The organism is Pedobacter nototheniae (assembly GCF_032678625.1).
GTDB lineage: Bacteria > Bacteroidota > Bacteroidia > Sphingobacteriales > Sphingobacteriaceae > Pedobacter > Pedobacter nototheniae_A.
In genome coordinates this window covers 1,184,802-1,208,459 of the sequence record NZ_JAVTSO010000001.1, presented here as the reverse complement: position 1 = coordinate 1,208,459, position 23,658 = coordinate 1,184,802, and the positions used below count along the sequence as shown (strand labels likewise).

Below are 23,658 nucleotides of genomic sequence, written 5' to 3'. Positions count from 1 at the left end.
ATGAGTAATAAAGAAAAAGAATATGATTATTTAGTTGTTGGCTCGGGCCTTTTTGGGGCAACATTCGCTCATGAAATGACCAAAGCGGGTAAAAAATGTTTAGTTATAGACAAAAGAGACCATGCAGGAGGGAATATTCATTGCAAAAAAATAGAAGATATTAATGTTCATTGGTATGGCGCTCATATTTTTCATACCAATGATAAATTACTATGGGATTATGTTAATCAGTTTACAGAGTTTAACAGATACACAAATTCTCCAATAGCAAACTATAAGGGAGAACTTTATAATCTCCCATTTAATATGAATACCTTTTACAAACTTTGGGGCACCAAAACGCCACAAGAAGCTAAAGAAAAAATCGCAAAACAAATAGAGCATCTTAATATAATTAAGCCAAAAAATCTGGAGGAGCAGGCCTTAAAATTGGTTGGACCAGATATATATGAAAAATTAATTAAACACTATACCGAAAAACAGTGGGGTAAAAGTGCAACTGAACTTCCTGCTTTTATTATTAAGAGATTGCCTGTTAGATTTACTTACGATAATAATTACTTTAACGATAAGTATCAGGGCATTCCAATTGGAGGCTATAATAAAATTGTAGAAGGACTTTTAAAAAATTGTGAGGTAAAATTAGAAACAGATTTTTTTACTGACAGGGATTACTGGATGGGCATTGCGGATAAAGTTGTTTTTACAGGTAAAATCGACACCTATTTTAACAATTGTTATGGCGAATTAGAGTATAGAAGTCTTAAATTTGACGTAGAAGTACACGATACAGAAAACTTTCAGGGAAATGCCGTTATGAACTTTACCGATGCCGAAACCCCATTTAATAGGGTATATGAACATAAACATTTTGAATTTGGCACTCAACCTAAAACAGTTATAACAAGGGAATACCCGCTTAAAGATGTTAAAAATGCTGAGCCGTATTATCCGGTTAATGATGAAAAGAATATGGCAATTTTAAACCAATATCGGCAATTGGCTGATAAAGAAGAAAATGTGATTTTTGGCGGTCGATTGGCAGAATACAGATATTATGATATGCATCAAGTTATAGCCTCTGCTTTAATGAAGAGCAAAACAGAATTAATATAATGAGTCAGGATTTAACTATATTTTCGGTATTTCATAAAGAATACATGGTTCCACAATGCGATTTTATAAAACCAATACAAGTTGGACGAAAATCCAGTTCGGTTGACCTGGGTTTCATTTCTGATGATGTGGGTAAGAATATTGCAGACAAAAATGGAACCTATAGTGAACTTACAGCATTATACTGGATATGGAAAAACTTAGATAAAATTGACAGCAATTGGATCGGTTTATGTCATTACCGCCGTTATTTTATTTTACCTGAAACTTTTCTAAAAAAGAGATTACTTCAAACTAAAACAATTGTAGATTCCAGAGATGTATATTTAAAAGAGCTCAGTAACGAAAATCTTTTACAGGTTGCATCAGATAAACTGAAATCAAATTTGATTGAGGCTTTAAAGACGGGGTATATAATTGTCCCTGTAGCATCAGCTACATCAATAGAATTATTATATGATGCCTCTATAAAAAATCATTATATCTATTATCATATTAAGGAAGATTGGTATTTGATGCGTGATGTCGTTATTAAATTATATCCTGAACTTAAAGATATATTTGATACGTTCTTCGATTCTGAAACAACAATGTACAATTACAATATGTTTATCTCAGATAAGAAGACTTTTCAAGCTTATTGCGAATGGCTTTTCCCAATTGTTTTTGAACTTGAAAAAGTGGTTAAAATTAGTGAATATCCGTATCAAAAACGTGTTTTTGGGTTTTTATCTGAACGCCTGATAAATTTCTACATAAATTATAACAACTTAAAAACAAAGGAATTTCCGGTCGTTTTCTTTAACTAATTATCCGCCAACAATCCAAGGTTGCTTTGTTCTAAGTATCATTCTCGTTAAAACAAAACTTAAAAAATAAACAATAATAAAACGTAGGATAGAATAAAGAATATTTTGAAATACCGTAAAAGTAGTCGTATTCCATGCATTCCATTTAAAAATTTCGGGTAGGAGTCTAATAATTAAAACTTGATGTATAAGGTATATTCCAAATGTTGAGGTACGAGGTTTTAATCGCTCATCTATAAATTTTATACTACCCATTTTAAGTAATAAAACAAACATAGAAAGCGAGTACAGTATATTTGATGCACGAAGTGTATTGTATTCGTCCCTTGAGCCATGATGTGTTAAATACATAACTTCAGCACAGGCAAGCAGAAAGAACAAGATATTAATCACTAATACCCATGACCATTTGACTTTATAGATAAACAACATCACTCGATCATAATATCTATTTAAGTAAACACCAAGCCAGAGAAAAAAAACAAAACCAAATAAAGCCGCCGAATGATGTGTTACAAACCATTCATTGTATAAGTTTAGTCCATACATTAAAGAAACTATTGCCCAAAAAAGACCAAACCAAAGTTTATAGATATATCTTTTAAAAATAAGCAGTATGCTAATACAAATTAAAAAGTTAAGAATAAACCAAAAGCTACTTTCAAATAGAATATACCTAAATTCTTCTATAAAATAAGTAATAACATTTCCTCCAAAAAGGTCTTTTCCTCCTTTAAAATAAATGATAGCTCCGTGAATCAGGTTTAAAATAACAAGTACTATAATCCAAAACAACCAAGGCTTAATGGTATTGCTAAACCTTCTCTTTAAATATTGAGCTGGGGTATATTCTGTAAATTTATAATTAATTAGGAAACCAGCGATTAGAAAAAAAGCAACGGTTGCAAACTTCCAAAATTGCATGGTAAATATCTGTATCCAAATGTTGTTTTGGTCAGTATACTTTGTACCCCACATAGATGCAGAATGCTCAAATACAATCCCAATCATCGAAATGCATCTGATTGTATCTACAAAATCAAAATTCTTTTTTACAGGAGTTTCTTCTTTTTTTAACTCAATATCCATTAAATGTTTTGTAAGGTAATCGGCAAATATCCATTAAAAAAAAGAGTCTCGAATTAATTCGAGACTCTTTTAACATTTATGTACGAAAAATATTACACTTGAATAAGTGATTAATAGTCCTGTAAAAATAGAATCACTTATTTCGGAGCATAAAAAAGGGGCTTAATTTCTTAAGCCCCTTATATAATTTTTAAACTTATTAAAGTTTTCTGGCTACTTCAACCTGTTCGTAAGCTTCTACAATATCGCCCACTTCAATGTTGTTAAAGTTTTGAATGTTTAAACCACACTCGTAACCTTTATTAACCTCTTTAACGTCGTCTTTAAAGCGTTTTAACGATGCCAGTTCACCTGTGTATACTACAACGCCGTCACGTACTATACGGATTTTGCTGTTACGGGTAATCTTACCATCTAATACCATACAACCTGCAATAGTACCCACTTTAGTGATTTTGAAAGTCTCACGGATTTCAACGTTAGCTACAATTTTCTCTTCAAACTCTGGATCTAACATACCTTCCATCGCTGATTTAATCTCATTGATTGCATCATAGATGATAGAATATAAACGGATATCAATTTGTTCTTGCTCAGCTAACTTACGTGCACCTGTTGATGGACGAACCTGGAAACCAATGATGATGGCATCAGAAGCTGAAGCTAACAATACATCTGACTCAGAGATTTGACCAACACCTTTGCTGATGATGTTAATTTGAATTTGCTCAGTCGAAAGTTTCAATAACGAATCGGCTAATGCTTCAATCGAACCATCTACATCACCTTTAACAATGATATTAAGCTCTTTAAAGTTACCGATAGCCAAACGACGACCAATCTCATCCAATGTAATGTGTTTCTGTGTACGTAATCCTTGCTCGCGTTGTAACTGCATACGTTTGTTTGCAATATCACGTGCTTCAGTTTCGCTTTCTAACGCATTAAATCTATCACCTGCAGTAGGTGCGCCCTGCATACCCAAAACCTGTACTGGTTGTGATGGACCAGCAGACTCAACCTTTTGTCCACGCTCGTTGGTTAACGCTTTAACACGTCCGCTGTAACTACCAGCAAGAATCGGATCTCCAACTCTTAATGTACCGGCCTGAACCAATACAGTAGTTACAATACCACGTCCTTTATCCAGCGCCGACTCGATTACCGAACCCGTAGCTCTCTTATTTGGATTAGCTTTAAGTTCTAATAATTCTGCTTCTAATAGTACTTTATCTAAAAGTAAATCAACGTTTAAGCCTGTTTTACTTGAGATTTCTTGAGATTGGAACTTACCACCCCAATCTTCAACCAAGATATTCATTACCGATAACTGCTCACGTACTTTATCAGAGTTTGCACCTGGTTTATCTACTTTAGTGAAAGCAAATACCAACGGTACGCCTGCTGCCTGTGCATGGTTAATCGCTTCTTTTGTTTGAGGCATCACTGCATCATCCGCTGCAATTACAATAATGGCAATATCGGCAACCTTAGCACCACGTGCACGCATCGCTGTAAAGGCTTCGTGACCTGGCGTATCTAAGAAAGTTACTTTTTTACCTGTTGGTGTAGTTACCATGTAAGCACCAATGTGCTGGGTAATACCACCTGCCTCACCAGCTACCACATTTGCTTTACGGATATAATCCAGCAATGAGGTTTTACCGTGATCGACGTGACCCATAATGGTTACAACCGGTGCTCTTTCAATTAAATCAGCTTCGTTATCTTCTTCTTCAATTACATTTTCTTCATCTTCATCTGGTTTAACGAATTGAATTTCGTATCCAAACTCATCTGCCACAATGGTTAAAGTTTCTGCATCTAAACGCTGGTTAATCGAAACAAACATTCCAAGGCTCATACAAGTACCGATAATTTTGGTTACCTGTACATCCATCATACTTGCCAATTCATTAGCGGTAACAAATTCTGTTACTTTTAATATTTTCGACTGTGATTCTAATTCGTTTGCTGCTTCTTCTGCCGATGTAGCTACATCATCACGTTTCTGACGACGTAATTTAGCACGTTGTGCAAACTTACCAGATTTACCTGCACCACTTAAACGGGCAAGCGTTGCTTTAATCTGATCTTGTATTTCTTTCTCAGTAGGTTCTTCTTTAGGTCCGCTTGGTGTAGCATTTCTATTTTGGAAACCTGGTCTGTTGTTATTTCTATTTCCTTGGTAAGGTGTACCGCTCGCTGGTCTGTTACCCTGATATGGAGTACCACCACCTGCAGGACGGTTGCCCTGATATGGTTGACGAGGTTGACCTGGCGTTCCGCCCTGACCTTGACCTGCAGGGTTTTGACCTTGCTGCCCCTGACCACCATGTTGACCTGGTGCTCCAGGTGTTTTTTTACGTTTACGTTTACGTTTAGCGGCTTCACTATCGCTTGATGAAGCTACCGGACCGTTTCTCCTATCAGGAGTAGTTGGTAAAACAATTTTACCAATAATATTAGGCCCTGTTAATTTAACTGTACGCGCTTTAATAACTTCAGGTTCGTTGCTCACTGGCTTAACTTCTGCCGGTTTAACTTCTGCCTTTGGCTGTTCAACTGGTTTTGCAGGTTCTGCTGGTTTGTTAACCACAGGAACAGGCGCTACTGGCGTTGCCGGCGCTTCTTCTTTTTTAACCTCAACAGGTTTAACTTCTGCTTTTGGTTGCTCAACTGCTTTTGCAGGTTCTTCGACTTTAACTACCGGAGCAGCTGCTGGTGCAGCAGGTGTTTCTTCCTTTTTAACAGGACGCGTTTTTGTATTAAGATCGTTTAAATCAATCTTTCCTACAATTTTAACACCTGGCAAGCTGCCTTCTTCTGCTTTATCTTCAGTTTTATTTTCTTTAACTGGCTCTGGTACGGCCACTGGCGGAGCAACCGGAGCGGCTTCAACTTTTGGTTGTTCAGCTTTTGGTTTTTCTACCGGAGGTGTAAAAGTTTGAGCATTTTTAATTAAAATCTCATCGCTTTTTTCAAAGTCGGTATTTTTCTTCGGCGCTTCGGCTGGTTTTTCAGTTTCAGGCTCGTCACGACGTATTTTACCAATCACTATTTGTTTGGCTTCTTCTCTTACGATCTTATCTCCCTGATACTCTTTTAACAAGGCATTGTACATGTCTCCCGTAAGTTTAAACATAGGGCTTTTCTCAGCTGAGAAGCCTTTTTTGTTTAAAAACTCTACGGCAGTACCCATGCCTATATTAAGTTCTTTAATAGCTTTAATTAAAATGATTGGTTTGTCGTCTGACATTTATCTCCTGTTATTTTTTTCTTATTAATACAAAAGTAGTGTTTATTTGGCAATTACACCACTTATTCAAATTCTGATTGCAAAATCTGAACCACTTCTTTAATGGTTTCTTCTTCAAGGTCGGTGCGTTTCACTAAATCTTCTACCGTAAGGGCTAAAACACTCTTAGCAGTATCGCAACCGATAGCCTTTAATTCATCAATGATCCAGCTATCAATCTCGTCTGAGAATTCTTCTAAATCAACGTCTTCATCACTTTCTTCACCAGCTTCGCGGTATACATCAATTTCATAACCAGTTAATTTACCGGCTAATTTAATGTTATGTCCGCCACGGCCAATGGCCAATGAAACCTGATCTGGTTTTAAATAAACCGATGCATGTTTGGTTTCATCATCCAGTTTTATTGAAGTAATTTTTGCCGGGCTTAATGCACGGGTAATGTATAATGACAGATTGTTTGTGAAATTGATCACATCAATGTTTTCGTTTTTCAATTCGCGAACGATACCATGAATACGTGATCCTTTCATACCCACACAAGCACCTACCGGATCAATACGATCATCGTAAGATTCGACAGCTACTTTAGCACGCTCGCCTGGTTCACGAACAATTTTTTTAACGGTAATTAAACCATCAAAAATCTCAGGAACCTCAAGTTCGAACAAGCGTTGTAAAAATTCAGGCGCTGTTCTTGAAATGATGATTTTTGGATTTGCATTAATCATCTCTACTTTAGAAATCACTGCTCTCACAGAATCTCCTTTTTTGAAATAATCAGCTGGGATTTGCTCTGTTTTAGGCATTAATAGCTCGTTGCCTTCATCATCTAAAACTAAAGTTTCTTTTTTCCAAACCTGGTAAACTTCACCGGTAATGATTTCGCCAACACGATCTTTATATTTTTTAAAGATCTCATCTTTCTCTAATTCCAATACTTTCGAAACTAAAGTTTGACGGGCTGCTAAAATTGCACGGCGGCCAAAGCTTTCTAAAGTAATTTGCTCAATATAATCATCACCAACCTCTAAAGTAGCGTCTAATTTATGTACATCAGCCAATTCAATTTCTAAATCATCATCTTCGGAGAAACCATCTTCCATCACTTTTCTTGTTCTCCAGATCTCCAAATCCCCATTATCCGGATTCACGATTACATCACAGTTTTCGTCCGTTCCATATTTTTTACGCAACATGCTACGAAAAACCTCTTCCAACACACTGATCACCGTTGGGCGATCTATATTTTTAAAATCCTTAAACTCCTGAAAAGAGTCGATCAAATTAATTGTTGTAGTACTCATTTTTATTTAAATGAAATTAACACACTTGTTTCTATTATATCATTAAAGGGTACAGTTACCGGAACTGATACCGCTTTTTTCCCTTTTTCTTTTACTACTTCTTCGACTAACAGACTATCTTCTGTAACCTCTAAAAGTTTACCTTCTTTTTTCTGCCCCTCTTTAAGCTTAATACTAATTGTACGCCCAATATTTTTATTGTACTGACGGATTAGTTTTAAAGGCTCACCAACACCTGGTGAAGAAACTTCCAAATTATAAGCCTGCTCTATTGTATTTTCTTCTTCCAGATGAAAACCAACATGTCTGCTTATTGCAACACAATCCTGTATGCTTATGCCTTCATCACCATCAACATGAATAATTAATTTGTTATTTGGCAACATCTTTACTTCAACCAGAAAAAGCTCTGGCCTATCGGCAATTTTCTCTTCAACGAGCGCTATAACTCTCTTTTCTACCTGCATATTTTAACCTGATTTCATAGAAAAAGGGGACACTGTCCCCTTCTCTTTTCTTCGATTACGATGCAAATGTACTAATTTTTTACAAACAATCAAACTAAGAGACAGTAAATTACACGAATTTTTATCGCTTAAGAATGATCTGTTGTGGCTCCAGCTTATATTTAAGCGTTCCTTTAAAAAGCTTTTCCTTATTTCCGAACTGCGCTTCTATATAGCTTTCTACCAAGTAATTTTTACCTTTTAAAAAAGGGCTTTGGGGCTTAAAAAGCAATGAATCACCAGCTAAAATAAGTTTACCCTGAATTTCTTGCTCCATCTGTAAACTATCTTCATCTTTTGGAGAGATTAAAACATTAACCAAATGACTGGAATCGGGATCTAATTGTAACGTATTTTTAACCTGTAGCAAACTTGCTTCTCCAATGTTTTTAATCACAATTGAAGTGCTATCTGCAGAAAATTTAATAATTGGCTTATTGTTTGTATCTGAACACGAGAACGCAGTGATCATAACTACAAAAATAACCGTATATTTTAAAAAGCGTTTAAACATTTCACTAAATTAAACATTATGAAATTAATTATCGAAGTCCTTTTAATGGGCTTAGCCGTCTTTATTGGCGCAAAGTTGGTACCTGGCGTAAGTGTTGATGGTTATGGCAATGCCATTATTGCTGCCGTTTTAATTGCACTGGCAAATGCAACCATTGGTTTTATTTTAAGGGTATTAACATTCCCGGTTAACTTTTTAACTTTAGGGCTGGTATCTTTTATTATTTCCGTATTGATGATCTTATTGGTGAGCAATATGATGAGTTCTTTCCACGTTACGGGATTTTTACCAGCAGTATTTCTGGCCATCGTAGTGGCTTTGATCAAAGCAATTTTTGGGGCAATTGCCGGAGATAAGGAATAAGTGAGGTATTAAGAGTGGGTAGTTCTGGAGTCGCTCAGACTAAGAACTACCTACTTTACATTAAATGTTATCTGATTACCTCCCTTGAAATAACCATTTTCTGAATTTCTGATGTTCCTTCGTAAATCTGGGTGATTTTCGCATCCCGCATTAACCTTTCAACGTGGTATTCTTTTACAAAACCATAACCGCCATGAACCTGAACGGCTTCAACAGTAACATCCATTGCAACTTTAGAAGCAAACAGTTTTGCCATTGAGCCTGCCTGCGTATAAGGCAAACCTTCATTTTTTAACCAGGCCGCTTTGTAAACCAACAATCTTGCGGCTTCAATCTGTGTAGCCATATCAGCCAGTTTAAATGCAATGGCCTGATGCTCAGAGATGGGTTTACCAAAAGATTTACGTTCTTTAGCATACTGGGTAGCCAGTTCAAAAGCCCCCTGAGCAATACCCAAAGCTTGTGCTGCAATACCAATACGCCCACCTTCTAATGTTTTCATGGCAAATTTGAAACCGAAGCCATCTTCGCCAATCCTGTTCTCTTTAGGCACTTTAACATCATTAAACATTAATGAATGTGTATCGGAACCCCGGATACCCAGTTTATTTTCCTTTGGCCCTATGGTAAAACCTTCCATTCCTTTTTCCACAATAAAAGCATTAATGCCTTTATGTTTTAATTCTGGATGGGTTTGGGCAATTACAATATAAGTAGAGGCGGTACTTCCGTTTGTGATCCAGTTTTTAGTTCCGTTAAGCAGGTAATAATCGCCTTTATCTTCGGCTGTGGTGCGTTGAGAGGTTGCATCAGAACCTGCCTCAGGTTCAGACAAACAAAAAGCCCCAATTTTCTCTCCTGAGGCTAAAGGTTTTAAATATTTTTCTTTTTGAGCTTCATTTCCATAAGCTTCCAGTCCGTAACACACCAAAGAGTTATTTACAGAAACGACTACAGAAGAGGATGCATCTATTTTAGACAGTTCTTCCATAACCAGTACATAAGAAATGGCATCAAGCCCGCTTCCATTATACTTTGGATCCACCATCATGCCTAAAAATCCAAGTTCACCAAGTTTTTTTACCTGTTCGGCCGGAAATTTCTGGTGCTCGTCTCTTTCAATAACGCCTGGTTTCAATTCTTGCTGCGCAAAATCTCTGGCAGCTTGCTGAATCATGATTTGTTCTTCAGTTAATTCAAAATGCATAACATTTTATGTATAAAGGGTTAGATTTCAAATGTAAGGGTTCTTAATCAAAAATACTATGGTTGCATAGTAAATATTTACTACATTAGTATTTTTGCTTTATTTAAAACAAATATAAAAAACTTTAAAGCGCTCGGAGCAAAAGTATTAATGGCAAATAAGTTTGTTGTTAGCCTAAGATTATTATTTTTGTTAAATGAACCTGGGTATGCAAATCTTATTTTTCTTTAGTGGCTTAGGCGTATTTAATGGCTTTATCATTAGTGCATACTTGTTGTTCTTTAAAAAAGAGAAGTCTAATAGTACCTATTTTCTTGGCTTGTTGCTTTTATCGGTTTGCTTAAAAATTGGCAAATCTTTTATTTTTTATTTCTACCCGGATTTACCTGGGGTTTATATTCATATTGGCATTTTAGGCCGTGTGCTCGTTGGTCCATCTCTTTTTTATTTTATTACATCTGCGCTTGGGCAAAACCCGAAAACCAATTTTATACAAAAAGGAACTTATTTATTTTGGATTTCAGCAATTGTAATCCTGAGTATTATTGCACCATACGATGCCCAACCTTATATATGGGAAAATTATATCGAATGGATAATTTCCATTCAATTTATCATTTATATTCTACTATCTGCCTGGCAACTTAGAAATGTTTTTGCAAAGCAATTTATCAAAGGCGAAAACTTTTCTACAAAAGAAACCTTGTTGCTATCGGTACTTATTGGAAATATAGCAATTCCTATAGCCTTTAAATTACCCTTTTTTACATTTTTTAATGGCCATTGTATCAGTGGAGCCTTATTTTTCTCCCTAATTCTTTACCTAAATATCTTTTTATTTGTTAGCAGAAGAAAAACCAGCAATCTACTTTTCGGAGGTCAGGATTTGGTGCGTTATGCCAATAAGAAAATTGCAGAAGAGCAGGCCCTTGGTTTAACAGAAAAGCTGGAAAAAATTATTCTGGATGATGAACTTTATAAAAATTCTAATCTTAAATTAAACGATCTGGCTAAAAAGATTAATATTTCCAGTCATCAGCTTTCCCAATTGCTAAATGATAACTTAGGCAAAAGCTTCGCTGCGTATATTAACGAGTTCAGGATAAATGAAGCCTGTGAACTGATTATTAACGACAAAGGCATAAAGTTAGAAGCAATTGGGTATGAGGTGGGTTTTAATTCTAAATCTACTTTTTACACTGCTTTTAAAAAGTATAAACAAACAACGCCAACGCTTTATAAAGAACAGCTTTTACTTGTTCCTTCGACTTAGCTTTAGTCTCATTTTATAATTCCGAACGCCCAAATTTGAGAATCAAAACCGGTTCTCCATGCTTCCCTTTTAGTTTTGGTCCATTCTAAAACCAAATACACAAGGATGAAACCGACATTACTATTGTACCTTTTTCTGTTTATAAACACATCATTAAGCGCACAAATTATTAAAGGAAAAGTACTCGACAGCAAAACCAACCAAAGTTTACCATCAGTCAGTTTAATATTGACGCACCAAAACCAATCTACTTTAATTAAATATACCAGCAGCGATACTTCCGGATTCTTTCAATTTACCGAAATCCCAAAAGGAAAATATTTTTTGTCGGTTAGTTTATTAGGTTATCAAAAAGTACAAAAAGAACTGTTGATTAATGAAAGCATTTCAAAAACATTAGAGCTGGGAAATATTTTAATTTCTGAAGATGTTAACCTCCTTAGCGAAGTAACCATTACGGCTGGAGTACCTGCTTTCAGTACGCAAAACGGACAAATAAAAATAGGCATTGCCAATAACACATTCTTTAAATCTGCACCTAATTTACTTGATGTTTTTAAAAAATTACCGGGTTTACAGGTTAACCAGGATGGAACAATGCAGATGGCAAGCCGCGCAACTCCAACCATATTTGTTGATGGTAAGCCTATAAATATGAGCAATGATGAAATCCAGACTTATTTAAGCAGTTTATCACCAGATATGGTAGAATCTATTGAAATGATTAACCAGCCTTCTTCAAAATATGATGGAGAATATCAGGGCATCATTGATATAAAGCTGAAAAGGAGCCTATCGTTAGGCTTTAGAGGCACTTATAATGCCCGGTTTCAGCAAAACAATTATAGTTTACTGGATAATAATTTGTCGCTTGTTTTTAAAACACCCCGGTTTATTTATGATTTAAAACTTGGGCATACCACCGGAAGCACTTTTTATAAATATTACGCCCTTCAATACCTGGCTAATACTAATGCTATGATTACCGATACACGAACGGTCACTTCTAATCAAAATTATAATGTGCAGGCAAAGGTAAGCTATGAATTAAAAAACAAGCAAATCCTCGAAGCTTTTTTACGCACATACCAGGCAAACAGAAATGCGGTTTCGGGCAACGAACTAATTACTAAAACACCTGGTTTAGAGCAAACAATTGCCCTTGTTAAAAGCGACAACAATGCTTTACCCAGGCAATATAATTATGCCGGTGGCCTCAATTATGATGCTCAGTTTAAAAATAGCGAGCTTCATATCATTACATCGTTAGCACAAATAGATAACAGGCAAACAGAGGATATTCAAAATCGGAATACTCTTAATGCCGAACTGCTGAATTATTGGAAAACAAATTCAAGAAATAACATACTTATTCGTTTAGCACAAGCAGATTATACACAAAATATAGGTAAAGGGAAACTCGAGTTTGGAGGAAAATTTGCCTACACTACTACAAAGAATAACCTACGCTACGATACGCTGGCCAACTCCGTTTTTTACTTAGACCCTAAAAGAAGCAACGAGTTTAGTTATCACGAATATATTTCGGCTGGTTATATGGCTTACAATAACCAATGGGATAAAATAAATTATAGTTTAAGTTTAAGAACAGAATACACACATACCGAAGCAAATTCTATTACCACCAGTACATTTACCGAAAGAAAATACTGGAAGTGGCTGCCTGGTGTAAATGTTACTTATGCAATTAATGATAACGAACAACTGAGTTTTAGTTACAGTAAGCGATTAACCAGGCCAACCTTTGCGGCATTAAATCCTTTCCGTTTTTATTACAGCCCACGCCACTATTGGATTGGAAATCCGTACCTGAATCCTTCAACATCCAATCTTTTTGCTTTGGCTTACAGTAGAAAGACGCTTAATATTTCATTAAATGCAGGGCGGGAAACGGATGTTATAGCGCGTTATCCGGAGTACAATCCAACAACAAATGAATTGATCTTTTTAGGTCGGAATATTCCTTATCGAAATTTTGTCAATTTGCAAATAAGTTCGCCCATTAAAGTAAATAAATGGTGGCAGATGAACCATAATGTTGGTTTTTATTACAATAAGGAACTAACGCCTTACCTTAGCCAAAGCTACCAAATACCTGTTTACGATTACAAAATTAATGGGAGCCAGATTTTTACCTTAAAAGATTGGTTACTGGATGTAAGTTATACCTATGAATCTAAAAGTGGTAATGGGCTTTATATTTTTGTTCCTGTTTATGGCGTTGATTTCGGACTGCAAAAAGGATGGCTAAAAAACAAGCTCAACACCAAATTAATGCTTTACGATGCATTTAATACAATAAAAAGGCGGATCATTTTCAGGGAAAAGAGCATTATCAATAATGATTTATACCATTATTTTGCCAGCCAGCGATTTGCTTTTAGTCTAACTTATAATTTCGGCCGTTCTACTTATAAAGCCAAAGAAAACAAAAAGAGCGATGAAGAAAACAGAGCAAATTAATGCGTTATTACCGGTTGGGATTTTTAACTAAAACCCGCGCAAGGCTTATGCTGCCCAATACCAATATCAGTAAAACCTGAGATGAATGGATAATGGTTGCGTAAGCCAATCCATCTTTAAAACTAATTCCGTATAAAACTAATGATTGTGCAACCATCCAATGGAAAACGCCAATGCCGCCTTGTACCGGTGCAACCATGGCAAACCCTGAAAATACTACGGCTGTAAAGGCCGCATTTAACTCTAAACCAGATGTTTTTTGAATGGAGAAGAAGGCAAGGTACATGGAAAAAAAATAGAGTGCCCAGATACCCAAGGTATAAACAAGAAACAAGCCCTTGTTTTTAAGCTTACTATAGGAACCAAAGCCTTGCCTCAGGCTTACATATATTCTTAAAAACTTTTTGTTTAATTTTTGACGGATAAAATAAATAGCCCCTGTAAAAGCAGCGATAAGTACAATGCCAATAGTGATTATCCAGATATAGTTTAAACTTTCAACCTTTTTAAGCAGGTTGAGGTATATGGTATTATAAAGAAAATCGGAAACAATATGGTACTGGAAAACCAGCATTAAAAGCCCCGTGATCAGCAGAACAAGCACATCAAAAAGTCTTTCGGTAATTACCGTACCAATTGAAGCAAACATGGGCACTTTTTCGGTTTTATGTACCACCGAACAGCGGCCTATTTCTCCAAAACGCGGCAATGCTAAATTGGCTAAATACCCAATAATTACGGCATGGTAGGCATTCCAGAAACTTACTCTGTATTGGATAGATTGATAAAGCATTTGCCATCGTAAAGCCCGCAATACATGAGCAAGCCAAACGGTAAATGCAGAAACTAAGATCCAAAAGAAATTAGCTGCTTTAATTTCGGTCCAAATCTTATGTATATCCTGCCCCTTAAATGCTAAGTACATAACCCCGATTCCGATTAAAAAAAGAATAAGGTACTTAATCGCAGATTTAAGGTCGATTGTCAAAATATTATTTCAACAAATGGTTGTTATCGTCAGGAAAAACCAGGATCGGATTGTATTTTTTAGCTTCTTCTATAGGTAAAGAACCGTAAGACATTATAATTAATATGTCGCCAAGCTGCGCAAGGCGGGCTGTAGCGCCGTTTAAACAAATGGTTCCGGTTCCACGTTCGCCTTTTATAACATAAGTTTCAAAGCGGGCGCCATTATTGTTGTTAACAATTTGCACTTTTTCATTAGCAATGATGTTAGCCGCATCCATTAAATCTTCATCTATCGTAATACTGCCAACATAATTCAATTCGGCTTGTGTTACCCTAACACGGTGTATTTTCGATTTTAATATCGTGATAATCATTTTGCAAAGTTAGTAATCAGTTTGGAGTTTTCAGTCATGGCCTTGGAGTTTAACTCAGGCCAACAATTCTGAACGTTTCTTATTTGAGTTATTTTATAATTACATTATCAATTAGCCTGGTAGAACCAACTTTAGCGGCAACAAGTGCAACAAGATTATTTTCATCTTTTGAATCTGCCGGTTCTAAAGTATCTCCATTTGCTATCGTAAAATAATCAAGCTCTACACCCGGTACATGATCATAAAACGATTTCGCTTTATCTTCAAGTTCTTTTAACGAATATTCTGCAAAATGATCTTCAACAAATTTTAAAGATGTACTCAATACTAAAGCATGAATTCGATCCTCGGCAGATAAATGTATATTTCTGCTGCTCATAGCCAAACCATCATCCTCTCTGATAATAGGGCAGGTAATGATTTTAATGGGCAGCTTAAAATAAGCCAGCATATTTTTAATCATAAGCACCTGCTGAAAATCTTTCTGTCCAAACATGGCTACATCAGGCTCAACAGCATCAAAAAGTTTTTTAACAATTTGGGTTACACCCTGATAATGGCCCTTTCTAAATTCGCCCTCTAATAAAAACTCGGCATTTCCAAGGTCAATATGCCACGATTCCTGTTTGGGGTACATTTCTGTAACATCAGGCATAAACACGGCGCTACAACCGGCTTCATCCAGCATGGCAAGATCGTGTTCAATAGGGCGGGGGTATTTTTCAAGATCTTTAGGATCTGTAAACTGAGTTGGGTTAACAAAGATGCTGCATATTATAATGTCAGCATTTTGCTGTGCCAATTTTATCAATGAAATATGGCCATTGTGTAAAGCACCCATTGTAGGTACAAGCGCAACTTTCTTACCTAAATCTTTTAAAGGTTTAAGATAAGCAGCAAGTTCTGCTTTGGTTTTAAAGATCTCCAATTTTGACAGTCTAAATTAAAGCCGTAAAGGTGTAAATTAATCTAAACGAAACCAAACAAATGCTTGCTATATTGATAAATAGTATTATTATGCTTATCTTTGCAGCTCATTATCTTTTATTTAACTTAATATTTTCTTAAAATATGGAGATGGCAAAAACGAAGCTGCTGATTGTTACACACGAGATGTCGCCTTTCCTCGAGCTTACTAAAATTTCAGAAATCACACGTCAATTACCACAAGCAATGCAGGATAAAGGATTCGAAATCCGTATTCTGATGCCAAAATTTGGTAACATCAATGAAAGAAGAAATCGTTTACACGAAGTAATCCGCTTATCAGGAATGAATATCATTATTGATGATAACGATAACCCTTTAATTATTAAAGTAGCCTCCATCCCAGCTGCACGTATGCAAGTTTATTTCTTGGATAACGAAGAGTATTTTCAGCGCAAGCAAGTATTTAGAGATGCCAGCGGCAAATTCTTTGATGACAATGATGAGCGTACAATTTTCTTCTGTAAAGGTGCGTTAGAAACTGTTAAAAAATTAGGCTGGGCACCAGATATTGTTCACTGTCATGGATGGATGAGTTCTTTGGTTCCTGCTTATATTAAAACAACCTACAAAAACGATCCTACTTTCAAAAACTCAAAAGTGGTGTATTCTATATATGAAGATTGTTTTACAGAGAAGTTAAATGCTAATTTTTCTAAAAAAGCTGTAATGGCTAACATGACTGAAGCAGACACAAAAGCTTTCGAAGCTTCTGATTGCAACAGCATGCATATTGGCGCTGTAACACATGCAGATGCAGTAGTTTTGGCCAACGAAAACCTGGATGCAGCAGTGTTAAAATTTGTTAAAGATTCTAATAAGCCAACTTTAGCGTATAACTTAACCGAAAATTTTGAAAACTTCTATAATTTTTATGAAGAAATTTCAAATGATGAATTGGTTTCAGTTGCATAATTAGACTATTAATAATAAATATGAAATTTATAAAACAAGACTTATTAACCCTGTTGATAGGTCTTTTTCTTTTTGCATCTTGCAAAAACCCTGACAGCGTTGGTTTAGATGTTGATCCAAATACGGCAATTGTTGGTACCTTAGTAGATAACCAGTTAATTACATCACAAACTGTTGAGGAACCAGCCTTTAGTACTTCTTCATTAACCAGATATCCATTAGGAAGAATGGTTGATCCTATTTTTGGAACAACAGAGTCCAGTTTGGCTATGACTGTGTTACCATACACAACAAGCTATGACTTTGGAACATCAGTGTTAGACTCTGCTATATTGGTTTTACGTATAGATACGGCTAATGTAAATACTAAATTTTATGGAGATACAACAAACTCTGTATATAATATTGCTGTACATCAGTTAACCAATAAAGTTTCAGATTACAAAAGCTCGACTGCCCAACCATATGAGAGCCAGCTATTAGGTTCTTTTAACAGTAAAATTTACCCAAATACTCCTATAAAAATTTACGATATCGTATCTGGCAAACCTGACACCTTAAAAACGGTTAAAGCACAAATCAGAATTAAATTAGACAAACAGTTTATACAAAATACGATTATTAAGCTACCAATAACAGGGACAACAACAGATTCAAAATTTGTTGAATATTTTAAAGGACTGTCTGCTACAGTAACCAATACAAATACAGGTGGGGTTGCTTTTATTAATTTCGCTTCAGGTAATTCTTATTTACAGTTGGTGTATAAAAAAGTAAACGCAACAAGTGGAATTGATACTATAAGTGTTAATTTTCCAATACCAAATACCGGCGTTGCAGCAAGTATTAAACACGATTACACCGGTACACCCGTTAAAACACAATTAACTTCTACAAGTCCAACTACATTTACATCTACTTACGTACAGGGCCTTGGTGGTGTTAGAACCAAACTTTCTTTCCCTAACCTGGTAAACTTTACCTCTACATATGGTAAATCTGTTATTAACAAGGCAGAACTTGTTGTGGATTTAAGCGCCGGAACTTATGCTTATCCGTTTAATCCAGCACAGCATCTTGCTTTATACCGCTGGGATATTGCTCAACAACCTGTTAATGTTCCGGATCGTGACCAATCTGGCACAACCACTTCAGGCACGACCTATACAGGTGACCCAAGAGCCCTAAGCGATGGAACATTTGGAGGTTATTATGATTCACTTAAAAACAGATATGTATTTATTGTGACCAGTTACATCCAGGACTTAATTGATAAAAAGAAAGAGGATTATGGAACATTTCTTTCTGTAACCCCATTAACAGAGTTTCAAATAACCCCTACAGGTGCTTCAGCAGAAAGAGCTATTATAGGTGGAAATGGAAATACAGCTAATAAGGTTAAGCTAAATATTTATTACACCAAAATAAATTAAAGCAAAAAAACTTTCAAAAAGCCCTTGTTTATAAATTAAGCAAGGGCTTTTTGTTTATTCACCAAATCTTCATTAAAAAATTAGCGTCTAAATACGTAAACAAACGTTTGTTTATTATATTTGACCCAATTTATTTATAAAAACATGTGTGGAATTGTAGGTTATATTGGCTATAGAGAAGCCTGGCCAATTGTTTTAAAGGGCCTTAAAAGATTAGAATATCGCGGTTACGATAGCGCAGGCATTGCCCTGATGAATAATACCGGACAACATATTTACAAGAAGGCAGGCAAGGTTGCCGTTCTTGAAGAATTTACACAAGATCAGGATCTTACCGGATCTATTGGTATGGGACATACGAGATGGGCTACCCACGGGGTTCCATCCGACCGGAATTCGCATCCTCATACTTCTAACAATGGCAAACTTTCTATCATACATAACGGCATTATAGAAAACTATGCTACCCTTAAAGAAGAGCTTACTAACCGTGGGCACGAATTTAAAAGCGATACCGATACCGAGGTATTGATTCACCTTATTGAAGAGATTCAAAAACTGGAACAAATAGATTTGATGGAAGCCGTTCGTTTGGCTCTTAACGAAGTTATAGGCGCCTATGCGATTGTGATTATGGACAAAGAAAATCCTGATCGCTTAATTGCAGCAAGAAAAGGCAGTCCGATGGTTATAGGTGTAGGAGCGGGCGAATATTTTATTGCTTCTGATGCTACTCCAATTATAGAATACACTAAAAATGTAATTTATTTAAACGATAACGAAATTGCTTTAATTACCAAAAATGATCTTTTAGTAAAAAGGTTAGACAATGTTGTACAAACTCCTTTGGTTCAGGAGTTAGAATTGAAACTGGAAATGCTGGAGAAAGGTGGTTTTGAGCACTTTATGCTTAAAGAAATCTATGAGCAACCAAGATCCATTAAAGATTGTATGCGCGGCCGTATTTACCCAGAAGAAGGTAAAGTACAGTTAGGTGGTATTAAAGAATTTGCCGAAAAGCTTAAAAATATAGATCGTATTATCATTGTTGCCTGCGGCACTTCATGGCATGCGGGGCTGGTTGGCGAATATTTGATTGAAGAATATGCACGTATTCCCGTTGAGGTTGAATATGCTTCTGAATTCAGGTACCGCAATCCAATTATTACAGAAAAAGATGTGGTAATTGCCATTTCCCAATCAGGGGAAACTGCAGATACAATGGCCGCCATTGAAATGGCCAAAGAAAAAGGTGCTACGATTTTTGGAATCTGTAATGTTGCTGGTGCATCCATTCCACGTTTAACGCATGCCGGAGTTTATACCCATGCCGGTCCGGAAATTGGTGTTGCATCAACCAAGGCATTTACAGCCCAGGTAACTGTTTTAACTTTAATGGCCTTTTACATGGCACAACAAAAAGGAACCATTACCACGTCAAAAATGATTGAACTTTTAACTGAGCTTGATCATATTCCAGAGAAAATACAACTGGCTTTAGAATCGAACGATTTAATTAAAGAAGTTGCATCGCAAATTAAAGATTCTACCAACTGCTTATTCCTTGGAAGAGGTAGCGGTTTCCCTGTAGCTTTAGAGGGCGCTTTAAAGCTCAAGGAGATTTCTTACATCCATGCCGAAGGTTATCCTGCAGCCGAAATGAAACACGGTCCTATCGCTTTAATTGACGAAGAAATGCCTGTTGTATTTATTGCAACTCAAAATTCTTCTTACGAAAAGGTAATCAGCAATATACAGGAAGTAAAAGCAAGAAAAGGTAAAGTAATTGCCATTGTAACACAAGGTGATACTGAAGTGAAGAAAATGGCAGATTATTGTATTGAGATTCCGGATGCAAATGAAGCATTTTTGCCCTTACTTGCAACCATACCACTTCAGTTACTTTCTTACCACATTGCCGTAATGCGTGGCTGTAATGTGGATCAGCCAAGAAATTTAGCTAAATCTGTAACAGTAGAATAGAAAATGTTATTAAAAGAAAAAGCCCCGACTTAAAAAAATCGGGGCTTTTTCTTTGTATTTATTTTTTAAAATGGCAAATCTCCATTTTCATCTGAGGGGTTTATCGTAAACTCATCATCAATTTTAGTTTCATTAATTGGCGGAAGTACACTTGTAGATGGTGTTTGTTCAAAATCGCTTTTCCTGCCCAGCATAGTAAAATTTTCTGCTACAATTTCGGTAACGTATTTTTTTACCTTCTCCTTATCTTCAAAGGATCGTGTTCTTAACTTTCCCTCAATATACACAAGTTTACCTTTTTGCAAATATTTCGAAGCCACTTCAGCAAGCCCACGCCATAAAACAATATTATGCCATTCAGTTTGCTCTACCCTTTTACCGTCTTTATTATATGTTTCTGAAGTTGCTAATGGAAAACTGGCTACAGTTACGCCACCATCTAAATGCCGCACTTCAGGATCTTTACCTAAGTGCCCTACTAAAATAACTTTGTTAATCCCTGACATAAAATATTTTTTGGTTAGTTTCTAAGCAATAATTACCACTACACAAGGCAGTTAGTTACTCTACCTTAATTGAGCCAAGTTTTCCACAATAAAATCATGGATTACTTTTGGTTGCGGTAATTCATCTAATCTATCTAAAGAAACCCAATTAAGTTCCTTTTGTTTACTAAAGTTAAATATATAATTTTTTAACTCAAAAAATTGTACTTGTATAATTTGGTGCGTTAAAATATGTTTTTTAGCATTTTTAAGTTGGTAAGTAGCATTTTCACCGAACCATTCCGAAATTTTATCATCCAAACCTGGGTCGCCAGCTTTAACCGTATCCGATGTTTCTATACAAGGAAAATCGTACAAGTGCTGCCAAATATCGCCCGCCTGTCTTTCCCGCACTAATATCTGATCGCCATCCATACAAACCAGGTAATTAAAAAACCGAAGCTTTTTTTCAGCTTTAGCGAGTTTAACCGGTAAAATATTTACTTGTTTATGTTTATAAGCGTAACAAGTTTGGCTTAGCGGACAAACGCCACAATTGGGCGATTTTGGCTTACATTGTAATGCGCCAAATTCCATAATGGCCTGATTATACAAGGCAGGATCAGCACGATAAAGCAATTCATTAGCCAACATAAAAAACTCTTTTTTACCGGCCGGAGAATTAATCGCCGTACTTATTCCAAAATATCTGGCTAAAACCCTGAAAACATTTCCATCCACAACTGCTCTTGCTTCGCCGGATGAAAAAGATGATATGGCAGCAGCGGTGTATCCCCCAATGCCTTTTAATTTGATTAAATCATCATGTAAGGTTGGAAAAACACCGCCAAAATCTTTCATCACAATCTGAGCTGTGGCATGCATATTTCTACCCCTCGAATAATAACCTAAACCCTGCCATAATTTAAGCACCTTAGCCTCGTTAGCGCCAGCAAAATCAGAAACAGCCGGAAAATTATCTAAAAATTTATTAAAATAAGGAAGGCCCTGCTCAACCCTGGTTTGTTGTAATATTATTTCAGATAACCATATTACATAAGCGTTATTAGTGTGCCTCCAGGGCAAATCTCTTTTATTTATGTTGTACCAGTTAATCAGTTCATTTTGAAATATCATTACTGCAAATTACGGTGTAATTATTCATTTTTAAAAAAACTTGCATTCCGGTGATAAGAACGCAGATAAAAAAATCATCTTTTATTTCCCTATCTCATTAAAAAGCAATACTTTTGCAACCCCAAAACAGTTATAATATTAAAACACAATATATATAAATAATAAAATATGACTAAGGCAGATATTATTTCAGAAATATCAACAAAAACCGGAATTGAGAAGGTTGACGTACAGGAAACGGTTGAGGCATTTTTCAAAGTTATCAAAACTAGCATGATTGGCGGCGAAAATGTATACGTAAGAGGCTTCGGAAGCTTTGTTGTTAAAAAGAGAGCACAGAAAACTGCGAGAAACATCTCTAAAAACACTGCAATAATTATCCCTGAACATTTCGTTCCAAGCTTTAAACCAGCAAAAGTGTTTGTTGATAAAGTAAAAAATAACAAAAAAATTAAAGTAGAAGCTTAAAATATCATATTGTGAATAGCAGCATCAGATCAAAACAAACCATCATTATAGGAGCGATTTTATTGCTTGTTGCATTTTTATTTACAAGAGATATTAAAGGTTTAGTAAAACCAACAGAAGAAAACGGTAAAATGCCAGCTTCTGGCCCTATGGCTGGATCTCAGGCCCCTGCTACCGGTTCTATAAGCATCACACAAGCATCAGAAGCTGCTAAAAATGTAATTAATAAAAGCTTAGCTAAAGACATTACCGTTTTAGAAAACAGTTACCAAAATGCCAAGGGTGCTGAAAAAATTGAACTTGCAAAACAATTAGCCCAGAAATGGGATGATGTAGAGCAAATTACTCCATCTGCGCTTTATTTAGAAGTTGTAGCCCAAAGCAATCCATCTTCATCAACATGGTTGGCTTCAGGAAACAAATTTTTAAGAGCCTTTGAAAGTACACAGGATAGTTTAGCCCAACCTGCTTTATTGCAGAAAGCAAATACTTCCTTTAAAAATGCATTAGAGAAAGATGCAACAAACATTGAGGCCAAAACAGGATTAGGTGTTACAATAGTGAATGGCTTAGGTGCACCAATGCAAGGTATTGCAATGTTACTTGAGGTGGTAGCCAAAGACCCTAAAAATATTAAGGCAAATATGAATTTAGGATTATTCTCTATAAAATCAGGTCAGTTTGACAAGGCAATTCCACGTTTTAATACCGTGATTGCTCAATCACCAACACCTGAGGCCTACTTTTATTTAGCAACCGCTTTAGAAAATTTAGGTAAAAACAAAGAAGCAGTAGATGCTTATTTAAAAAGCAAAAAATTAGCGGCAAATCCAACCTTATCCTCTTTTATCGATAAGAAGGTTGCTGAACTAAAGAATAAAAATTAATTAACAGATTAATAAAAACATTTAAAACTTAAAACTATGCCAAGCGGTAAAAAAAGAAAAAGACATAAAATGGCTACGCACAAACGTAAAAAA

The 23,658-nt window shown here is 35.8% G+C and carries 21 protein-coding genes; 10 read left to right on the top strand and 11 right to left on the bottom strand.

Annotation, left to right across the window (positions count from 1 at the left end):
- Together glf and R2Q77_RS05490 are read left to right on the top strand one after the other, a co-directional pair.
- Window positions 1-1,116, top strand: coding sequence for a UDP-galactopyranose mutase (gene glf, locus R2Q77_RS05495; RefSeq protein ID WP_316802705.1), 1,116 nt, complete (start codon window positions 1-3; stop codon window positions 1,114-1,116).
- On the top strand, window positions 1,116-1,925 hold the full coding sequence (locus tag R2Q77_RS05490) for a DUF4422 domain-containing protein (protein WP_316802704.1): 810 nt from the start codon (window positions 1,116-1,118) through the stop codon (window positions 1,923-1,925). Before glf ends, R2Q77_RS05490 begins: the two co-directional genes overlap by 1 nt.
- Here the strand turns inward: R2Q77_RS05490 and R2Q77_RS05485 are convergent, their stop codons facing one another.
- The 5 genes from R2Q77_RS05485 to R2Q77_RS05465 form a co-directional block, all read right to left on the bottom strand.
- The gene (locus R2Q77_RS05485; protein WP_316802703.1) at window positions 1,926-3,014 is read right to left on the bottom strand and encodes an acyltransferase; all 1,089 of its coding nucleotides are present in this window, start codon (window positions 3,012-3,014) and stop codon (window positions 1,926-1,928) included. It lies immediately after the preceding gene.
- 199 nt (window positions 3,015-3,213) lie between these two features.
- On the bottom strand, window positions 3,214-6,273 hold the full coding sequence (gene infB, locus R2Q77_RS05480) for a translation initiation factor IF-2 (RefSeq protein ID WP_316802702.1): 3,060 nt from the start codon (window positions 6,271-6,273) through the stop codon (window positions 3,214-3,216).
- 62 nt (window positions 6,274-6,335) lie between these two features.
- Window positions 6,336-7,580, bottom strand: coding sequence for a transcription termination factor NusA (gene nusA, locus R2Q77_RS05475; RefSeq protein ID WP_316802701.1), 1,245 nt, complete (start codon window positions 7,578-7,580; stop codon window positions 6,336-6,338).
- Window positions 7,581-7,582: 2 nt separating this feature from the next.
- Window positions 7,583-8,047 carry a ribosome assembly cofactor RimP gene (gene rimP / locus R2Q77_RS05470; RefSeq protein WP_316802700.1) on the bottom strand — a complete coding sequence of 155 codons (465 nt, stop codon included), beginning with the start codon at window positions 8,045-8,047 and terminating at the stop codon, window positions 7,583-7,585.
- A gap of 121 nt (window positions 8,048-8,168) precedes the next feature.
- Complete coding sequence (locus R2Q77_RS05465; protein ID WP_316802699.1) at window positions 8,169-8,600, bottom strand: hypothetical protein; 432 nt, start codon at window positions 8,598-8,600, stop codon at window positions 8,169-8,171.
- Window positions 8,601-8,618: 18 nt separating this feature from the next.
- On the opposite strand from R2Q77_RS05465, the gene R2Q77_RS05460 reads away from it, so the two are divergent.
- Complete coding sequence (locus tag R2Q77_RS05460; protein ID WP_316802698.1) at window positions 8,619-8,963, top strand: phage holin family protein; 345 nt, start codon at window positions 8,619-8,621, stop codon at window positions 8,961-8,963.
- A 67-nt stretch (window positions 8,964-9,030) separates the two neighbouring features.
- Here R2Q77_RS05460 and R2Q77_RS05455 read toward each other — a convergent pair whose 3' ends face one another.
- Window positions 9,031-10,170 (bottom strand): acyl-CoA dehydrogenase, encoded by a 1,140-nt coding sequence (locus R2Q77_RS05455; protein WP_316802697.1) that lies wholly within the window; start codon window positions 10,168-10,170, stop codon window positions 9,031-9,033.
- 208 nt (window positions 10,171-10,378) lie between these two features.
- Between R2Q77_RS05455 and R2Q77_RS05450 the strand changes: the two genes are divergently transcribed.
- Entirely contained in the window at window positions 10,379-11,443 is a 1,065-nt protein-coding gene (locus R2Q77_RS05450; RefSeq protein WP_316802696.1) for a helix-turn-helix domain-containing protein, read from the top strand.
- 105 nt (window positions 11,444-11,548) lie between these two features.
- Window positions 11,549-13,927: an outer membrane beta-barrel protein gene (locus R2Q77_RS05445; protein ID WP_316802695.1), complete on the top strand. Its 2,379-nt coding sequence runs from the start codon at window positions 11,549-11,551 to the stop codon at window positions 13,925-13,927.
- A gap of 7 nt (window positions 13,928-13,934) precedes the next feature.
- On the opposite strand, the gene R2Q77_RS05440 is transcribed toward R2Q77_RS05445, so the two are convergent.
- From R2Q77_RS05440 to panC, 3 genes are all read right to left on the bottom strand, one after another.
- A complete protein-coding gene (locus R2Q77_RS05440) occupies window positions 13,935-14,915 on the bottom strand; it encodes a lysylphosphatidylglycerol synthase transmembrane domain-containing protein (protein WP_316802694.1) in 981 nt (326 codons plus the stop codon).
- Between the two features lie 4 nt (window positions 14,916-14,919).
- Window positions 14,920-15,270 carry an aspartate 1-decarboxylase gene (gene panD / locus R2Q77_RS05435; RefSeq protein WP_131538460.1) on the bottom strand — a complete coding sequence of 117 codons (351 nt, stop codon included), beginning with the start codon at window positions 15,268-15,270 and terminating at the stop codon, window positions 14,920-14,922.
- 88 nt (window positions 15,271-15,358) lie between these two features.
- Window positions 15,359-16,198, bottom strand: a complete 840-nt coding sequence (gene panC, locus R2Q77_RS05430; protein ID WP_316802693.1) for a pantoate--beta-alanine ligase — start codon at window positions 16,196-16,198, stop codon at window positions 15,359-15,361.
- Between the two features lie 149 nt (window positions 16,199-16,347).
- Between panC and R2Q77_RS05425 the strand changes: the two genes are divergently transcribed.
- The 3 genes from R2Q77_RS05425 (at window position 16,348) to glmS (ending at window position 20,588) form a co-directional block, all read left to right on the top strand.
- Window positions 16,348-17,172 carry a glycogen/starch synthase gene (locus R2Q77_RS05425; RefSeq protein WP_316802692.1) on the top strand — a complete coding sequence of 275 codons (825 nt, stop codon included), beginning with the start codon at window positions 16,348-16,350 and terminating at the stop codon, window positions 17,170-17,172.
- 20 nt (window positions 17,173-17,192) lie between these two features.
- Complete coding sequence (locus R2Q77_RS05420) at window positions 17,193-18,605, top strand: DUF4270 family protein (RefSeq protein WP_316802691.1); 1,413 nt, start codon at window positions 17,193-17,195, stop codon at window positions 18,603-18,605.
- 144 nt (window positions 18,606-18,749) lie between these two features.
- Window positions 18,750-20,588: a glutamine--fructose-6-phosphate transaminase (isomerizing) gene (glmS, locus tag R2Q77_RS05415; protein ID WP_316802690.1), complete on the top strand. Its 1,839-nt coding sequence runs from the start codon at window positions 18,750-18,752 to the stop codon at window positions 20,586-20,588.
- Window positions 20,589-20,653: 65 nt separating this feature from the next.
- Here glmS and R2Q77_RS05410 read toward each other — a convergent pair whose 3' ends face one another.
- A complete protein-coding gene (locus R2Q77_RS05410; protein WP_316802689.1) occupies window positions 20,654-21,094 on the bottom strand; it encodes a single-stranded DNA-binding protein in 441 nt (146 codons plus the stop codon).
- A gap of 60 nt (window positions 21,095-21,154) precedes the next feature.
- A complete protein-coding gene (gene mutY, locus R2Q77_RS05405; protein WP_316802688.1) occupies window positions 21,155-22,210 on the bottom strand; it encodes an A/G-specific adenine glycosylase in 1,056 nt (351 codons plus the stop codon).
- 168 nt (window positions 22,211-22,378) lie between these two features.
- Between mutY and R2Q77_RS05400 the strand changes: the two genes are divergently transcribed.
- Together R2Q77_RS05400 and R2Q77_RS05395 are read left to right on the top strand one after the other, a co-directional pair.
- Window positions 22,379-22,678, top strand: a complete 300-nt coding sequence (locus tag R2Q77_RS05400) for an HU family DNA-binding protein (protein ID WP_131538453.1) — start codon at window positions 22,379-22,381, stop codon at window positions 22,676-22,678.
- A gap of 11 nt (window positions 22,679-22,689) precedes the next feature.
- A complete protein-coding gene (locus R2Q77_RS05395) occupies window positions 22,690-23,565 on the top strand; it encodes a tetratricopeptide repeat protein (RefSeq protein ID WP_316802687.1) in 876 nt (291 codons plus the stop codon).
- Window positions 23,566-23,658 lie beyond the last annotated feature (93 nt).

What these genes read in the sequence shown, in the direction of transcription:
- R2Q77_RS05490 (WP_316802704.1), top strand. Translation starts at nt 1,116, where the DNA reads ATGAGTCAGGATTTAACTATATTTTCGGTATTTCATAAAGAATACATG.
- mutY (WP_316802688.1), bottom strand. Translation starts at nt 22,210, where the DNA reads ATGATATTTCAAAATGAACTGATTAACTGGTACAACATAAATAAAAGA.
- infB (WP_316802702.1), bottom strand. Translation starts at nt 6,273, where the DNA reads ATGTCAGACGACAAACCAATCATTTTAATTAAAGCTATTAAAGAACTT.
- rimP (WP_316802700.1), bottom strand. Translation starts at nt 8,047, where the DNA reads ATGCAGGTAGAAAAGAGAGTTATAGCGCTCGTTGAAGAGAAAATTGCC.
- R2Q77_RS05420 (WP_316802691.1), top strand. Translation starts at nt 17,193, where the DNA reads ATGAAATTTATAAAACAAGACTTATTAACCCTGTTGATAGGTCTTTTT.
- R2Q77_RS05465 (WP_316802699.1), bottom strand. Translation starts at nt 8,600, where the DNA reads ATGTTTAAACGCTTTTTAAAATATACGGTTATTTTTGTAGTTATGATC.
- R2Q77_RS05455 (WP_316802697.1), bottom strand. Translation starts at nt 10,170, where the DNA reads ATGCATTTTGAATTAACTGAAGAACAAATCATGATTCAGCAAGCTGCC.
- panD (WP_131538460.1), bottom strand. Translation starts at nt 15,270, where the DNA reads ATGATTATCACGATATTAAAATCGAAAATACACCGTGTTAGGGTAACA.
- R2Q77_RS05450 (WP_316802696.1), top strand. Translation starts at nt 10,379, where the DNA reads ATGCAAATCTTATTTTTCTTTAGTGGCTTAGGCGTATTTAATGGCTTT.
- R2Q77_RS05485 (WP_316802703.1), bottom strand. Translation starts at nt 3,014, where the DNA reads ATGGATATTGAGTTAAAAAAAGAAGAAACTCCTGTAAAAAAGAATTTT.
- R2Q77_RS05445 (WP_316802695.1), top strand. Translation starts at nt 11,549, where the DNA reads ATGAAACCGACATTACTATTGTACCTTTTTCTGTTTATAAACACATCA.
- R2Q77_RS05400 (WP_131538453.1), top strand. Translation starts at nt 22,379, where the DNA reads ATGACTAAGGCAGATATTATTTCAGAAATATCAACAAAAACCGGAATT.
- R2Q77_RS05425 (WP_316802692.1), top strand. Translation starts at nt 16,348, where the DNA reads ATGGCAAAAACGAAGCTGCTGATTGTTACACACGAGATGTCGCCTTTC.
- glf (WP_316802705.1), top strand. Translation starts at nt 1, where the DNA reads ATGAGTAATAAAGAAAAAGAATATGATTATTTAGTTGTTGGCTCGGGC.
- R2Q77_RS05460 (WP_316802698.1), top strand. Translation starts at nt 8,619, where the DNA reads ATGAAATTAATTATCGAAGTCCTTTTAATGGGCTTAGCCGTCTTTATT.
- R2Q77_RS05410 (WP_316802689.1), bottom strand. Translation starts at nt 21,094, where the DNA reads ATGTCAGGGATTAACAAAGTTATTTTAGTAGGGCACTTAGGTAAAGAT.
- glmS (WP_316802690.1), top strand. Translation starts at nt 18,750, where the DNA reads ATGTGTGGAATTGTAGGTTATATTGGCTATAGAGAAGCCTGGCCAATT.
- nusA (WP_316802701.1), bottom strand. Translation starts at nt 7,580, where the DNA reads ATGAGTACTACAACAATTAATTTGATCGACTCTTTTCAGGAGTTTAAG.